Here is a 14,741-nt window from a genome sequence, read left to right as displayed (position 1 = left end):
GAAAGCTTTTGTGATTAGGCTTGGTTTCCTTCCCGATAACCCGTTTTTTTTGCATCACTTCTGCTACGGCGTCCGATCAGCCGATTTCATTGTATAGGCTGACGCTATACATTCATCTACAACGACTTGGCTTTCAATACAGTATATCCCGTGGGGATTGTCCGGCTGCGGTATGGCGCAGATTACACAATCGTTTACATAGGATTGTCTGCCGGGGTTTGGTTTAAAGTTTTCCTGCTACTAAACTCAAGATATGAGAAAAAAGTCGGCCACATATAGAACCTGTTAGATGTGAAGGAAGGTTGCGCAATGTTAGAAACCGAAGACCAGTTATGTGAGATTCTCAGTGGGATCGGTTATGACGAGCATGAAGTCGTGATGATGGATGTGCCGGGCGTTGCACGGAAGGCCTTCGCTGTTGAAATTACCGCCGGAGAGGCGATGGATTTGTGGGCGGAATTTCGTTCTATTTCCGAGCAGACCGGCATGTGGCCGGTGTTGCATGCATGCTGGTTGAATGACGCCGGCAGCTGGCGCGAGGCGGTGCTCAACGAGGATGCGTTTATGCGTCGTCCTTATGGGTGGGAGCCGTCGGGAGCGGATCGGGATCTCTCGCCGCAGGCGATCTGCGCTGGCGCGGAAATGGCTGACATACAGGCGGTCCTGGCGGCCCATAATCGCCTGTACTCCGAAGATCTGGAGGAGAATTTCGAGTACAGCATCGGCCATACCAAAGAGCGTTTTGGCAAAGTGCCTTCTCTGGATGAAATCAATAAGTTGATCGCCGAGAAGCGGATCACCAGCTACTTTGAATTCGAGCGCTGGATGTTGGAGTGGGAGATTCAATACTCAGGCGCCAGCGATGTGCTGGAGCCTGAGTATTGCGACCATATCGACTGGTACGAGCCTCAGGGTCAGGCGCAGGCGTTGATATTGTTGCCGACGACAAAACCTTGGGAAGCGCTTGCGTATATGCATTGGTATGGCGCTGAGAATGTGGGGTCGGAAGCCTCTATCGCCATGTTGCGGCACTGGCATGACAAGTACGGCGCAGAGCTGGTGGCCCATTACGGCACCATGCTGCAATTCAACGCCAAGTCGGGGCCAAAGGATATTTTTGAATCCTTCGATCTGGCCTTTGAACAGGAAGCGCTGGCGCCTTGCACCACAGCGCTGGCGGGGGTTCTCCTGCGTGATCACGCCCGTTCGCTGATGAAAACCCGCCGCTGGTTTTTACACGAACGTCCCTGACCTTCAACGCGTATAAATAATCTTATCCCCCCGGCGTCAGCCAGGGTCAATCCTGCTCTAACAAACGCGGCCCTGGGCCCTGCGCCGCCAACTCGTCCCAGGGATTACGCAACGGACAATCCTCCATCGACAGACAGCCGCAACCGATGCAGTCATCCAGCTGATCCCTTAACTGGGTGAGTTTGCGTATCCGGTCATTTAGCACTTGTTTCCATTGTTCTGATAAACGACGCCAGTCCGCCGCGCTTGGCGCGCGACCTTCGGGCAGGGTGGACAAGGCCTCTTTGATCGCAGACAAGGGCACGCCGGTACGTTGCGCCACCTTGATGATCGCCACTCTCCGCAGGACGCCTCTGGGATAACGACGCTGATTGCCGGAGTTGCGACTGCTCTTCAGTAATCCTTTGGATTCGTAGAAATGCAGGGTGGAAACGGCGACGCCGCTGCGTTTCGCCACTTCGCCGACGCTGAGTTCTTTATAAGCGTTACTGGCGTTGAGCTTCGCCATGAAAATACCTCTTGACCTAAAGTTAAGTTGAGGTTTTACACTGCCGCAGACTTGATAACAACCTCTTTGGAGTAATGATTTATGGGCGGTGATATTAACGTGGCGTTGATCTATGGCAGCACTCGGGAAGGGCGCTTCTGCGACAAAGTGGCGCGCTGGGCTGGCGGACGCATTCTTGGTCGTCAGGGGCTGAATCTGGATATGATCGACCCGGCGGAACTGGCGCTGCCTCCCTATCATCAGCGCGAGCGTCCTCCTGAGGTCGAAGCCTTATGTCATCGCGTTGGACTGGCGGATGCGTTCGTCATCGTGACGCCGGAATATAACCACGGCTATCCTGCGCCCTTGAAGTTCGTCATTGACTCCGTGAACAGCGAGTGGCGCGCCAAGCCGGTGGCGTTTGTGTCCTATGGCGGTATTTCCGGCGGCCTGCGGGCGGTGGAGCAGTTGCGTCTGGTGTTTGCGGAGCTGCACGCCGTGACTGTGAGGGATACCGTCAGTTTCGCCAGCGCCTGGGAGCAGTTTGATGAGCATGGCGAACTGTTGGCCCCTGCGCGCGCGCAAACGTCCATGGACATTATGCTGGATCGATTGGTTTGGTGGGCGCAGGCGTTACAAGGGGCGCGTCAGGCGACGCCTTACGATGGCAAGCAGGCCGCCTGATGGCGTTCGTCAGGGGGCGGAGCGTCGGCGCAAAAACAGCGCCATCGCTCCCAGCCCCAGAAGCGCGATATAAGCCGGTTCTGGCGCGGCCAGATTCGGCTGCGGCGCCGACTGCGCGTTGGCGTGGTAAATCGGCAGGTCCGCACCCGGTAATTGGGTCTCGGTTTCAACCGGGATCTGAGCCTGATCGCCAACGTTGGCTTGCGTCGCCAGTGTAGGTGCCGACGCTGTTGCGCAAAGCGATGAGGCCGCAATGAATAGAATTGCTTTGAACTGCATAAGCCTTTTATCTTCAGTGAGTTGGACGAATATTGAATGACAGGGACTCTCTCCCAGGGAGAACTGAAATGATACCTTTTGCTACGACATAGAGTGTCGTATCAGCGGCGAATGAATGAAATTCAAAGGGCGCGATATACAGGCAATCCTGGATAGAGAGCTGGCTGCCACAGACGCCGGCCGCACTCCTTGTATGACTTTAGGGGTGACGATCTCCGTGAGAGACTGCTGAGCTCCTGGCGTCGATGTAACCCGTCAGCGTCTCACACCAGACCTTTTTCCCTTGCGATGGCCAGCGCTTGCGTTCGACGCCGCACCCCTAGTTTGGCGTAGATGTTGCGCAGGTGAGTCTTTACTGTGGAGGCGGCGATATTTAACGCGAGTGCGATTTCCTCGTTGCTGCGCCCTGCGGACAGGTGATTCAGAATGGTGGTCTCCCGTTGGCTGAGTTCCTCCAATAACGGAGATTTGCTGTGGCCAGATTGCGGGCGGACCTGAGAAGAGGAATAAGCCATCAGTTCTGAGATAAAAGTCGCCGCGTGTCCGCGTCGCGCCATGTCCATTAATAGCGGTTGCAGGAAGCTGATTTCTTCCCGGAAGGGGCGACGCACACCGAGAGGCGCTGCGGCGTTGACGGCCTGAGTGAGAAACTCTCTGGCGCTGCTGGGGCGCGCCTGGGCCAGCTCATTGAGACAGCAAAGCACCAGCAGGTTGATGGAAAAGTACAGGTTGCCGGCTTTCTGGATAAGAGTGAGACGATCCATTAGCAGGTCCAGTTCGTCCGCCTGCTGATAGATTTTGATGCGAGCGTACATCATCAGCTCAATGGTTTGCCGTTGCAAATTGACGATGGGCACCTGGGTATCATAGGTCGCCGCCCACTGCGCCAAAGGGAAGGGGTTGCCTGACAATGCGTCGAGAAGGACTTTGAGCGTGGCGGGACTGGGGACGACAAAATTCCATTGGGTGAAGTGTTGCTGAAAATAGGCGTCCAACTGATTCAGCGCCTTTTCCGCCTGTTGATAGTCTTGCTGAGCCAGACGCAGGGCGAACTCGCCCCATTTATGATAGACCCGGTCCACCGCCATGACTCGGTCGTCGGTGGCGTCCCATAGACGCTCCAACTCCTGATTGGCCGCCTCGGGTTGTTCTAACTCAAGCAGAATCAACAGGCGTAGATAGTGCAGGGCGCCCCAGTTTGGCAGACAGTGCATGTGGCGGCTTTCCAGCCAGGACTGCTGTTCCTCCAGCAGCTCTTTGGCGAATTGCAGCTTGCCTTGTTGCAGAAGCACAGGGATCAACCAGGATAGGGTGCCGAGCAGACAGAAGCCCTCTTCATATTTGCGACTGCTGCGCAGGGCGCGCATCAGCAGATATTGCGCTGCATGCAGCGAGCCGCGGATGTATTCGTCCGCACCCAGGCCCTGAAACAGCCAGGCGGTGAAGGGCGAATCCTGTTCCGGCAAAAAGTCTCGGGTTTGCTCAAGCTGTTCGGTGGCGAGCTCGGGTCTATCCGTCATCCGGGCGATGTGGCTGCGGCCGAGAATGATCATGCATTTCAGTTCTCTGACGGACTCGGATTCCTGCAATCCATATTGGCGTTTCAGCTGCGCCAGTGTGTGTGGATTCTCGGATTGCTCCAGCATCGCGTCCACATAGCGCTCGGCCAGATCCAGGTCGGCCTCGACGTCGTCGAAACGCATCCGCGTCAACTGTAGAAACGCCCTCTGGACCAGGAGTTTAGGATAACGATGCAGTTGCTCTTGGGGGATTTTAGCCAGCAGGCGCGCCACCAGCGGATAATGTCCCATACGCAGAATTTCCGGCAGCGCGCGGCCTGCGCATAAAGCAGTTTGCTCCCAGTCGCCAGCCAGGGTCCATTGTTCCATGGCCTCTAAAAAGTAACCTTGCTCCGCATACCATTGTGCGGCCTGTCCGTGCAGAGCTTGTTGTTCTCCGGGCGGGCGGTCCTGATTACGCAATTGCAACCAATCCCTCAACAAATCGTGGAAGCGATACCAGGCGCCGTCGGCGCTGGTTTCGGATAAAAACAGCTGTCGCTTCAACAAAGTTTCCAGCAACAAGGCGGCGTCGAGGCCGGGACAAAGTTGGTTGGCGAGCTGCAGGTTGAAACGGGGAACCAGGGCCAGATTCAACAAGCCTGTCTGCACCCAGTCGTCCTGCTGCTGAAAACACTCTTCCGCCAGATAGGCGGCCACGTTCTCTGGCGGTGCGCTTAGCGTCAGCAGCCGGTTGGCGGGTTGCGACTGCAGGTTCAAGCCATACAGTTGCAATGCGCCGATCCAGCCCTCGGTAAGGCGATGCAGTTTCTGCATGTCCGATGCGTCCAGGCTTATCCCCAGGCGGGTTTGCAGAAATTGCGGCGCTTCGGTTTCAGAGAGGCGCAGATGTTCCGCATTCAGCAACAGCACGCTGTCGCGGACCTGACGACGGGGTATATGCAGCGCAGGTATCGTGCGACTCATCAGAGCCACATGAAGATAAGGCGGAAGGTGATCCAGAAAGTAATCCAACTGCTGCAGCAAGGCTGGGTCGTTGAGGTAATGCACATCATCAATCGCCACCAGCATGCTTTCCGGGCGTCGCCAGGTGCGTCCCAGTTGCGTCAACTCGTCCAGCAGGCTGCGCACAGCGTTCAAGGCGTCGTCATCCACGGACAGGATGCGCGCGCTGCGTGGTCCGATTTTAGGGAAGACGGATTCGAATCCCGCGCATACATAACGCCAGAATATGCCGGGGGCGTTGTCCTGTTCGTCCAGGGCGTACCACAGGTAGGGAAGCTGTTCGCGATGAAGGAACTGCGCCAGCGCGGTGGTTTTGCCAAAGCCCGGCGGCGCCGACACTAATGTGACCGGCTTTCTTATTATGCCGCCAAGTCGTTGCTGTAAGGCGTCCCGAGGCAGAAGTTGCGCGGGAAGTTGAGGCGGTTGCAGTTTGCTTGTGAGGATCATGATGATGGCCGCGACGTCCTGAGTCGCGCTCAGTATCCGACTGGTCCCCAATGTCTCGCAAGGGAAATGCGTCAGCGCGTCGTCAGGAATGTCGAACAATTCCCGTTTTGAATCATATAAGTACGCCTTTTGGTGGAGGGCTGCGAAGCCGACTGCGGGCATTGCGATGCCTTCGGGCGGCGCCTATAGTGTCTCACTGGAATCCATAACAACCCATAACCTTAACCCCCAGGGAGCTTAATATGAAATCACGCGCAGCAGTCGCATTCGCCGCCGGCCAGCCGCTGGAAATCGTCGAAGTGGACGTTCAGGGCCCAAAAGCCGGGGAAGTGCTGGTCAAGATTGTCGCCACCGGCGTCTGCCATACCGACGCTTATACGCTCTCAGGAGATGATCCCGAAGGACTTTTTCCCGCTATTCTTGGCCATGAAGGCGGCGGTGTGGTGATGGAGGTCGGCGAAGGCGTGACTTCCGTTAAGCCGGGCGATCACGTTATTCCTCTTTATATTCCTGAGTGCGGGCAGTGCAAATTCTGCTCATCCGGCAAAACCAATCTCTGTCAGGCGATTCGGGTCACCCAGGGCAAAGGCCTGATGCCGGATGGCACTTCGCGCTTCTCCTATCATGGCAAGCAGCTCTACCACTACATGGGCACCTCTACTTTTTCCGAGTACACCGTACTGCCGGAAATCGCGCTGGCCAAAATCAATCCCAAGGCGCCTTTGGAGAAAGTCTGTCTGTTGGGCTGTGGCGTCACCACTGGCATTGGCGCGGTGTTGAACACGGCGAAAGTAGAGCCGGGTTCGACCGTTGCGGTATTCGGTCTGGGCGGCATTGGGTTGAGCGTCATTCAAGGCGCAGCAATGGCGAACGCCGGGCGGATCATCGCCGTTGACGTCAACCCGGATAAGTTCGAGATGGCGAAAGCCCTGGGCGCTACGGACTGCGTGAATCCAAAAGAGCTGTCAGCGCCAATTCAGGAAGCCCTGGTTGAAATGACCGACGGCGGCGTGGATTACTCCTTTGAATGCGTCGGCAATGTGCAATTGATGCGCGCGGCGTTGGAGTCCTGTCATAAAGGCTGGGGAACCTCGGTGATCATTGGCGTGGCGGGCGCCGGTCAGGAAATCTCCACCCGGCCTTTCCAATTGGTCACCGGCCGCACCTGGAAAGGCACGGCCTTTGGCGGCGTGAAAGGGCGCAGTCAGTTGCCGGGGTACGTGGATAAATATCTCAGCGGTGAGATCAAAGTGGACCCGATGGTTACCTACAGCCTGACCCTGGATGACATCAATAAAGCCTTTGATTACATGCACGAAGGCAAGAGCATTCGCTCCGTCATTCTCTTTTAAAGCACCGGGAGGAACCCTATGCACCTGATTCAGGAAAATAAATGCCACGGAGGATACTGGCGCCGCTATCAGCACGATTCGGAAACCTGCGGTTGTCCGATGACTTTTTCCGTATTTGTTCCCGCGGCTGCGGAAGAAGGAAAGTGCGCCACTTTATTCTGGCTGTCGGGGCTCACCTGCACGGACCAGAACTTCGTGCAGAAGGCGGACGTGGAGTCCGCCGCTGCGGAATATGGCTTTATCGTGGTCGCGCCTGACACCAGTCCTCGCAATGTCGGCCTGGACGGAGAAGACCTCAGCTATGATTTCGGCTCCGGCGCCGGGTTTTATGTGGATGCGACGGAAGCGCCCTGGCGCGCTAATTACCGCATGTACTCCTACGTGACGGAGGAGCTTTACTCGCTGGTGGCTGACAACCTGCCCATGGACCAGGAGCGCACTGGCGTATTCGGACACTCTATGGGGGGGCACGGCGCACTGACGATCGCGCTCAAGCAGCCGGAGAAGTTTCGCTCTGTGTCTGCGCTGGCGCCGATTTGCGCGCCCATGTCCTGCCCCTGGGGCAAGAAAGCCCTGGCGGGATATTTGGGAACCAATCAGGAAGACTGGAAAGCCTACGATTCCGTGGCGTTGATCGAATCCGGAGCGAAAGTAAGCGGGATTCTGGTGGACCAGGGGGATAAAGACGAATTCCTGGCGGAACAGTTAAACCCTGAGCTATTGAAGGCCGCCTGTGCGGAGAAGGGCATCCCCCTGACTCTGAACTATCGCGCTGGATATGACCACAGCTACTTTTTCATTAAGACATTCATTCGCGATCATGTGAAACATCATCATAAGATGCTCAATGACGTAAATAGATGAGAATGCATTGTAAACGTTAAATTAATGCGGAGATAAGTGGGATATGAAAGGAAGTTGTCTGTGCGGCGCCGTGCAATATGAAGTAAAGACCTTTGAAGAAAACGTATCCCACTGCCACTGCTCCAAGTGTCGTAAGTTCCATGGCGCGGCGACGGGAACCTACGGCGTGGTGAGCATGGCGAACTTCACCTGGACCGCAGGTGAAGACCGCATTGCGGTATACCGCTCATCGGAAAAGGCGGAGCGAGGCTTCTGCCCCCAATGCGGCTCCAGTTTATTTTTCCGGTTTCTCAGTAACCCCGATTATATCGACATCGCACTGGGAACCCTGGACGAAGAACCGGACCGCTTGCCGAAAGACCACATCTATACCGCATTCAAGGCGAAATGGTGCGTGATTGGCGATGACTTGCCTCAGTATCCTGGGGCGAGACCAATTATCGATGAGTAACTCAACCAGGTTATTAGTAAAGTCGGCGCACCCTGTTGAGTTTCTATTCGGCGGCTGTGCATAAAAAAGAATCAAATGGACAGAGATGTAATGCTGTTGAATCGCTCAGGTTTGTCGGAGGCTAATCGGTACAGGAGTGGCGTGACTATTCCTTGCCGGATGGTCACGTCGCTCATCGGCCACCCAAATGTCTAAAAATATCTAGAAATGTCTAAACTAAGACTTGTTAGACATTCGCCAGGACTTGCCTTCAGGCTCAATCAGCCCCTCTTGTTTCAGGGCCTGTAGCAGTTTCTTGACCTTATTATCTTTCTGGGTGGCATCCAGAACATCAGGCAACTTGTCTAAAAGCAGTCTGTTAATGTCTATACGCTTTGCTGTGCCGAACTTCTCCAGATATTCAATGATCATCTGCTTGTAGTGCCGAGCACCAGGTGGAAGGGAGTCCGCCCACTCGAAACGCAAACTATTTCTTGATGGAAAAGAAAACGTTTTGTCACAAAAAATACTTTTAACCGGTCAAGTCCGCCAATAAAATGCCTGCTCGTCTCAGGCAGCCTGTGGTGGATAAAGCCGTGTCCGATAATTTATATAATACTCCCTCCAGTGACTTGAAATCCGACGATGAGAACGTCTTTGCGCCGGTTAAGCGGCCTTGGCCGATATTCGTCATCGCGGTGTGGATGCTTCTATGTTTCATGTTACTTTCGAGTAATATCAAAATCATTTTGTCTTCTTTACTTGAGGAGACATCCAAGGCCGGAAGCACAGTGGGCACTGTTTTTTTACTTTTAGGACTCGTCCTGATTGTAGGGGTAGTTAAACTGCACAAATGGTCCGTCTATATTGCTGGGGCTTTTTGCATACTGCTTGGCGTATTGGAGCTCTATCAAGTATTTTGGGCGTTGACTCAAAGTGAAGATTTGATTCGTTTCGCATTGGTTGTTCTATTTTTATACACAGTCCCTTCACTCCTTTCTGCGTGGTATATGCTTCGGCCTGAATTTCGGGGCTTAGTTGAAAGAAATAGAAAATACAAACAAATGGTCAGCATGAATAAATATGTAGCGAAGAAGCTTGGTAAATAATAAAGCTATCACTTGGCTGATCAAGGAAATCGTGAGATATGGTGAATAGCTGGCTATATTTTTTTGCTACAATTTCTGGAGTTTTTCTGCTGCAGAATATTCCAATATAATCGGAGTTTTAGCAGTAGATAGAGTGCAATTCTCCTGATTCTTTCGGTTGCACTAACGTCTTGATAAATCCTGCATTGTCCTATGAAAGTGAGTGGTGTTGAGAAGAATGATGATGTGCAAAATGAGTTTTGCACTTTTAATTATATACGTCTTTTCGTCATGCTATAGCTTTAATTATGTTAAGTGGGAAATGGTTAGTTGGACTAATTGTTTCTTTAGTCGTAATCCAAATCTGAGATTGAGTAGCGGTACGAGGTTAGCTCTTCTATTTCTTCTGAGCGAAACCCACTGAATACAATAGATTCTGAAAGCCGCGCTAGCGTGGCGAACGTGTTCACATCATTTTCACTGTTACTATGTATTTCCCACTGATCTTCCTCGTAGCGAATAAGCGCGGAGATGTCTGCCAGCTCCAGGCGGTTTTCCAACAGCTCGCTCTTTACTTTGCTCAGAATAGCTTCAAAGTTGGGTGGAGACTCTCCAGCGGAGACCATAGGCACGTACACTTCCGCAAAATAAAATTCACAACCATCAACATCAATGGAGCATCCTGATAAAGGTCTGCTTTTTGTGAATGCTATCCAAACATCCATCATATTCAATGCGCCAATTTATAGTAATATGAATTTAAAACTCGCCTCGAAAGAGCTTATCTTAGAGTCATTTTTATGAGTCTGCTACGGTTTGACAGAGACCGCTCTGCGATTCTTCATAATATCCATGAAGCATTGTTCATCACCCATTCAGTTCCAACCCACTACACTTAATTAACCAAAGTTAATCGCCCATTGTGCGTTCGCGGTGGACGCCGCTTTGCGCCTCGGCGTATAAATAGGCCTAGTCCCCCTCGACCAGACAGTTGCCCGGAAGTCAGATGTTAAAGAAAGTCCTGCCGTTAGCGGTATTAGCCTTGTTTGTTGGCGTTGCTTATCTCGCCACTGAGTTCAAACCTCAGGCCAAGCCTCAGAAAGAGCACCCGCAGCCCGCTATCAGCGTTGAAACCCAAACGTTGCAAACCGAAGTGTTTCCAGTGCGTATTTCCACGTTCGGCATCGTGCAACCACGTACGCAAAGCGCCATTGTCGCCCAGGTGTCCGGTCAGGTGATCGAGGTGTCGCCAAATCTTCGTGATGGCGGCTTTTTCGCCAAAGGCGAGGTGTTGATGAAAATCGACCCTGTGGACTATCAAGTGCAATTGCGCATTGCTGAAGGCTCCGTAACGGAAGCGAAGTTGGCGTTGGCGGAGGAAGAGGCACGAGTGCGGCAGGCGAAAAAGGACTGGGAAAAAATCGGCGGCGTTAATAACGCCTCAGATCTGGCGTTGCGCAAGCCGCAGCTGGCCGCGGCTCAGGCCCGGGTGCAAACGGCGATCGCCCAGCATACGCAGGCGCGCATCAATCTGGAGCGGACCGAAATCAAAGCGCCTTATGCGGGTCGCGTATTGAAGAAACAGGTGGACCTGGGTTCAGTCGTTTCGCCGCAGACCACACTGGCGGAAATCTACGCCACGGATTATGTCGAAGTGCGTTTGCCACTGAACAATACCGATCTGGGATTTATCGACCTGCCCGAGCAGCGTCGGGGAGGCGAATCGCCAGAAGTGACGATTTTTAATAACCTCGCCGGGTCAAAAGAAAAATGGCGCGGCAAAATCGTGCGTACGGAAGGCGCCATTGACGCGACGACCCAGCAGCTTTACGTGGTCGCTCAGATCGATGACCCATTCGGGCTTCAGGACAAAAATCGATATCCTTTAAAAATAGGTCAGTACGTCAGTGCGGAAATTCAGGGCCGGCGCTTGCCGGAAGCCCTGGTGGTGCCCGTTTCATCTATTTATCAGGGCAGTTATGTGTACATCGCCAAAGGGGAGGTGTTGCACCGACAGAGCATTGAGATCGGCTGGCAGAGCGGGAAGTCCGCGCTGATCAGCGAAGGGCTGCAGGCGGGCGACGAACTGATTCTCACCCCGCTGGGACAGGTCAATAGCGGCGTGCGTATCAAACGCGCGCAGAACGAATCGGAAAAGGTGGCGCGCCGTAACGGAGAAAAGCCAGCTGACGCAGCGGCTGGAGACGTGCAGTGATCGCCTGGTTCGCTCGTAATCATGTCGCCGCCAACCTGTTGATGCTGACGATCCTGGCCTTGGGCCTGGGATCACTGAGTCAGCGTCTACCGTTGGAAGTATTTCCCTCTGTTGAACCCTCTACCATCTCAATTTCCGTCTCGCTTCGCGGCGCCACCCCGGAAGAAGTGGAGGAGGGCGTCAGCGTCAAAATTGAAGAAGCGGTGCAGGACCTGGAGGGCGTCGAGCAAATCGTCAGCCGATCCTCTGAGGGCAGCGCATCGGTCACGGTCGAAGTGGACAGCGACTATGATCCCCGTGAGCTGCTGGCGGATGTGAAAAGCCGGGTGGACTCCATCAACTCCTTTCCAGGGGATGTGGAAAAACCGGTTATCAGTCTGGCGCAGCATACCCGGGAGGTGATTACCGTCGCTATCGCCGGGCCGTATCCCGAGTCGGAAATCCGTACGCTGGCGGAGCATGTGCGCGATGACATGTTGCGTCTGGACGGCGTCACGCAGGTGGCCCTGGATGGCGTGCGCAACTATGAAATCTCCATTGAAGTGCCCAAAGCGACGCTGCAACGTTACGGCATTACGCTGCAAACCATCGCCCAGGCCATCAGCAAAAGCTCCCTGGACGTGTCGGCGGGCAATATCCAGACCGATGGCGGCGAGGTGTTGATTCGCTCCAAAGGTCAGGCCTACCGTCGCGATGACTTTGAAGATATCGTCGTGCTGACCCAGCGCGACGGCAGTTTCGTGCGCGTCAGAGATCTGGCCGCCGTCGTGGACGGGTTTGAAGAAGGGCGCGTGCTCACCCGTTTCAACGGCCAGCCGGCGGCGTTTGTGGATGTATTCCGGGTGGGAGATCAAAGCGCCATTGGCGTCGCCGACAAGGTCAAAGAGTATATCGAACGTAAGCAGAGCAGCCTGCCAGTCGGAGTCGAACTGACCTATTGGCGCGACTTTTCCAAGCTGGTTAAAAAGCGTCTACAGACCCTGACGGACAATGCGATCCAGGGCGGCATTCTGGTGTTGCTGCTGTTGACGCTGTTCTTAAGGCCGTCGGTGGCGTTCTGGGTTTTTTGCGGCATTCCGATCTCCTTTATGGGCGCGTTCCTGGTGATGCCGTACTTTGGCGTCACCCTTAACATTTTTACCCTGTTCGCTTTTATTCTGGTGCTGGGGATCGTCGTGGACGACGCCATCGTCACCGGCGAGAGCGTTTATACCCACTTGCGGCGTGCGGAAAACGGCTTGCAAGCGGCGATTCAGGGTACCCAGGAAGTGGCGGCGCCAGTTACGTTTGGCGTACTGACCACCATGGCCGCTTTCATGCCCATCGCCTTTATCGAAGGCGTACGCGGTCAGTTATTCGCGCAGATTGTGGTGGTGGTGCTGCCGATTTTCGTGTTCTCGCTGATCGAGTCCAAACTCATATTGCCCGCACACTTGAAGCATGTGCGCATCAATCCCGATCCCAACGCCGGATCGCGCCTGGAGCGCTGGCAGCGCGCTTTTGCGGACGGATTTGAAAACGCGATTCTGCGCTACTATCACCCGGTGTTGCACTGGACACTGCGTAATCGTTACCTGTTTTTGTCGTTCGCAGTAGGCTCTTTTATTCTGCTGAGCACGCTGGTGGCGTCCGGCTGGATCAACTTTGTGTTCTTCCCCAGAGTACAGAGCGAGATCGCCAGAGCGTCGCTGACCATGCCTCAGGGCACGCCTTTTGAGGTGACGGATCGTTATGTCTCCAAAATGGCGGACGCCGCCTTCAAGCTCAAGGAGAAGTATCGCGATCCGCAGACTGGAGAAGACCTGATCCTGGATGTGCTGGCCACCAGCGGCGGCTCCAGCGGTTCCCATGTCGGGCGAGTGATCTTCGAGATTGTGGCCCCGGAGGAGCGCGACACGGCGGTCACCAGCAATGAACTGGTTAATGAGTGGCGTCGCCTGATCGGCGTGGTTCCCGGCGCTGAGTCGTTAACATTCCGCGCGGAGATCGGGCGGGTCTCCGACCCCATCGACATTCAGTTTTCCGGTAATAATTTCGAGACCCTGGAGGCGGTGGGAGAGCAGGTGAAAGCGCGTTTGGCGAGCTATCCCACGGTATTCGACATTACCGACAGCCTGTCCGACGGCAAAGAAGAACTGCAGGTGGAACTGAAGCCCGAAGCCTACGCCCTGGGGTTGAACCGGTCGGACGTCATCAATCAGATCCGTCAGGCGTTCTATGGTTATCAGGTGCAGCGTATCCAGCGGGGGCGTGACGACGTGCGCGTCATGGTGCGCTACCCACGCTCCGATCGGCAGTCCGTCAGCGATTTGCAGAGCCTGCGTATCGCCGCCTCTGACGGGCGCTTGATTCCGTTGGGCGAAATCGCCGAACTCAAGCCGGGCCTGAGCCCCACCACGATCTATCGTATAGATCGCTATCGCACCATGAACGTGCGTGCGGATATCGATAAGCAGAACACCAATATGCTGGCCTTGCAGGAAGACATGACCCGTTTCCTCGACGATCTGATGCTGCAACATCCTGACATTCAGTACAGCTGGGAAGGCGAGGCGAAAGAGCAAAGGGAGTCCTTCGGCAGTCTTAAATGGGGGCTGTTGTTCGTGCTGTTTATGATCTACAGCTTGTTGGCGATTCCATTCAAATCCTACGTTCAGCCGTTGATTGTCATGACGGTGATTCCATTCGGCGGCATTGGCGCGGTGCTGGGCCATTGGGTCATGGGGATGGATCTGAGCCTCACCAGTTTGCTGGGTATGCTGGCGCTGATCGGAGTGGTGGTGAATGACAGTCTGGTGTTGGTGGACTTCATCAACAAACACCGCAATGATCGGGAGAACGGCGGTAATCTGATGACCGCCGTGCTGAATGCGGGCGTGGCCCGTTTCCGCCCGGTCATGCTGACGTCATTGACCACTTTTATTGGATTGATGCCGTTGCTGTTCGAGAAATCCACCCAGGCGCAGTTTTTGATCCCGATGGCGGTGTCCCTGGGCTTTGGGATACTGTTCGCCACCTTCCTGACGCTGCTGTTGGTGCCCGTGAACTACGTGGTCATCGAAGATCTGAAGCGGCTGTTCCGTCCCAATCAAGCCCTTCGTGAAGACGCCGCCTGAAAA

At 54.6% G+C, this 14,741-nt stretch carries 13 protein-coding genes; 8 read left to right on the top strand and 5 right to left on the bottom strand.

What is annotated here, in order from left to right:
• Positions 1–309 precede the first annotated feature (309 nt).
• A complete protein-coding gene (locus ACQYWX_RS23670) occupies positions 310–1,251 on the top strand; it encodes a DUF4253 domain-containing protein (RefSeq protein WP_279507705.1) in 942 nt (313 codons plus the stop codon).
• Positions 1,252–1,297: 46 nt separating this feature from the next.
• Here the strand turns inward: ACQYWX_RS23670 and soxR are convergent, their stop codons facing one another.
• The gene (soxR, locus tag ACQYWX_RS23665) at positions 1,298–1,759 is read right to left on the bottom strand and encodes a redox-sensitive transcriptional activator SoxR (protein ID WP_431686548.1); all 462 of its coding nucleotides are present in this window, start codon (positions 1,757–1,759) and stop codon (positions 1,298–1,300) included.
• Between the two features lie 81 nt (positions 1,760–1,840).
• On the opposite strand from soxR, the gene ACQYWX_RS23660 reads away from it, so the two are divergent.
• Complete coding sequence (locus tag ACQYWX_RS23660; protein WP_431686547.1) at positions 1,841–2,422, top strand: NADPH-dependent FMN reductase; 582 nt, start codon at positions 1,841–1,843, stop codon at positions 2,420–2,422.
• A 9-nt stretch (positions 2,423–2,431) separates the two neighbouring features.
• Here the strand turns inward: ACQYWX_RS23660 and ACQYWX_RS23655 are convergent, their stop codons facing one another.
• Together ACQYWX_RS23655 and ACQYWX_RS23650 are read right to left on the bottom strand one after the other, a co-directional pair.
• Positions 2,432–2,701 (bottom strand): PEP-CTERM sorting domain-containing protein, encoded by a 270-nt coding sequence (locus ACQYWX_RS23655; RefSeq protein ID WP_431686546.1) that lies wholly within the window; start codon positions 2,699–2,701, stop codon positions 2,432–2,434.
• A 263-nt stretch (positions 2,702–2,964) separates the two neighbouring features.
• Positions 2,965–5,835, bottom strand: coding sequence for a LuxR C-terminal-related transcriptional regulator (locus ACQYWX_RS23650; protein ID WP_431686545.1), 2,871 nt, complete (start codon positions 5,833–5,835; stop codon positions 2,965–2,967).
• An 80-nt stretch (positions 5,836–5,915) separates the two neighbouring features.
• Between ACQYWX_RS23650 and ACQYWX_RS23645 the strand changes: the two genes are divergently transcribed.
• Genes ACQYWX_RS23645 through ACQYWX_RS23635 form a run of 3 tightly spaced genes read left to right on the top strand, consistent with a single transcriptional unit; the run spans position 5,916 to position 8,340 of the window.
• On the top strand, positions 5,916–7,025 hold the full coding sequence (locus tag ACQYWX_RS23645; protein ID WP_431686544.1) for an S-(hydroxymethyl)glutathione dehydrogenase/class III alcohol dehydrogenase: 1,110 nt from the start codon (positions 5,916–5,918) through the stop codon (positions 7,023–7,025).
• Positions 7,026–7,043: 18 nt separating this feature from the next.
• Positions 7,044–7,889, top strand: a complete 846-nt coding sequence (fghA, locus tag ACQYWX_RS23640) for an S-formylglutathione hydrolase (RefSeq protein WP_431686543.1) — start codon at positions 7,044–7,046, stop codon at positions 7,887–7,889.
• Between the two features lie 43 nt (positions 7,890–7,932).
• A complete protein-coding gene (locus ACQYWX_RS23635) occupies positions 7,933–8,340 on the top strand; it encodes a GFA family protein (protein WP_431686542.1) in 408 nt (135 codons plus the stop codon).
• Positions 8,341–8,556: 216 nt separating this feature from the next.
• Here ACQYWX_RS23635 and ACQYWX_RS23630 read toward each other — a convergent pair whose 3' ends face one another.
• Complete coding sequence (locus ACQYWX_RS23630; RefSeq protein ID WP_431686541.1) at positions 8,557–8,751, bottom strand: hypothetical protein; 195 nt, start codon at positions 8,749–8,751, stop codon at positions 8,557–8,559.
• A 152-nt stretch (positions 8,752–8,903) separates the two neighbouring features.
• On the opposite strand from ACQYWX_RS23630, the gene ACQYWX_RS23625 reads away from it, so the two are divergent.
• Positions 8,904–9,428 (top strand): hypothetical protein, encoded by a 525-nt coding sequence (locus ACQYWX_RS23625; protein WP_431686540.1) that lies wholly within the window; start codon positions 8,904–8,906, stop codon positions 9,426–9,428.
• A 326-nt stretch (positions 9,429–9,754) separates the two neighbouring features.
• On the opposite strand, the gene ACQYWX_RS23620 is transcribed toward ACQYWX_RS23625, so the two are convergent.
• Complete coding sequence (locus ACQYWX_RS23620; protein ID WP_431686539.1) at positions 9,755–10,135, bottom strand: hypothetical protein; 381 nt, start codon at positions 10,133–10,135, stop codon at positions 9,755–9,757.
• A 278-nt stretch (positions 10,136–10,413) separates the two neighbouring features.
• On the opposite strand from ACQYWX_RS23620, the gene ACQYWX_RS23615 reads away from it, so the two are divergent.
• Positions 10,414–11,622, top strand: a complete 1,209-nt coding sequence (locus ACQYWX_RS23615) for an efflux RND transporter periplasmic adaptor subunit (RefSeq protein ID WP_431686538.1) — start codon at positions 10,414–10,416, stop codon at positions 11,620–11,622.
• Positions 11,619–14,738, top strand: coding sequence for an efflux RND transporter permease subunit (locus ACQYWX_RS23610; protein ID WP_431686537.1), 3,120 nt, complete (start codon positions 11,619–11,621; stop codon positions 14,736–14,738). The genes ACQYWX_RS23615 and ACQYWX_RS23610 overlap by 4 nt, the downstream gene beginning before the upstream one ends.
• Positions 14,739–14,741 lie beyond the last annotated feature (3 nt).

The organism is Hahella sp. NBU794 (genome assembly GCF_050749805.1).
Classification (GTDB): domain Bacteria; phylum Pseudomonadota; class Gammaproteobacteria; order Pseudomonadales; family Oleiphilaceae; genus Hahella.
Note: the sequence above shows the minus strand (reverse complement) of the source record. Positions and strands in the feature narration are given on the sequence as shown.

What these genes read in the sequence shown, in the direction of transcription:
- ACQYWX_RS23650 (WP_431686545.1), bottom strand. Translation starts at nt 5,835, where the DNA reads ATGCCCGCAGTCGGCTTCGCAGCCCTCCACCAAAAGGCGTACTTATAT.
- ACQYWX_RS23635 (WP_431686542.1), top strand. Translation starts at nt 7,933, where the DNA reads ATGAAAGGAAGTTGTCTGTGCGGCGCCGTGCAATATGAAGTAAAGACC.
- ACQYWX_RS23615 (WP_431686538.1), top strand. Translation starts at nt 10,414, where the DNA reads ATGTTAAAGAAAGTCCTGCCGTTAGCGGTATTAGCCTTGTTTGTTGGC.
- ACQYWX_RS23620 (WP_431686539.1), bottom strand. Translation starts at nt 10,135, where the DNA reads ATGATGGATGTTTGGATAGCATTCACAAAAAGCAGACCTTTATCAGGA.
- fghA (WP_431686543.1), top strand. Translation starts at nt 7,044, where the DNA reads ATGCACCTGATTCAGGAAAATAAATGCCACGGAGGATACTGGCGCCGC.
- ACQYWX_RS23660 (WP_431686547.1), top strand. Translation starts at nt 1,841, where the DNA reads ATGGGCGGTGATATTAACGTGGCGTTGATCTATGGCAGCACTCGGGAA.
- ACQYWX_RS23630 (WP_431686541.1), bottom strand. Translation starts at nt 8,751, where the DNA reads ATGATCATTGAATATCTGGAGAAGTTCGGCACAGCAAAGCGTATAGAC.
- ACQYWX_RS23670 (WP_279507705.1), top strand. Translation starts at nt 310, where the DNA reads ATGTTAGAAACCGAAGACCAGTTATGTGAGATTCTCAGTGGGATCGGT.
- ACQYWX_RS23655 (WP_431686546.1), bottom strand. Translation starts at nt 2,701, where the DNA reads ATGCAGTTCAAAGCAATTCTATTCATTGCGGCCTCATCGCTTTGCGCA.
- soxR (WP_431686548.1), bottom strand. Translation starts at nt 1,759, where the DNA reads ATGGCGAAGCTCAACGCCAGTAACGCTTATAAAGAACTCAGCGTCGGC.
- ACQYWX_RS23645 (WP_431686544.1), top strand. Translation starts at nt 5,916, where the DNA reads ATGAAATCACGCGCAGCAGTCGCATTCGCCGCCGGCCAGCCGCTGGAA.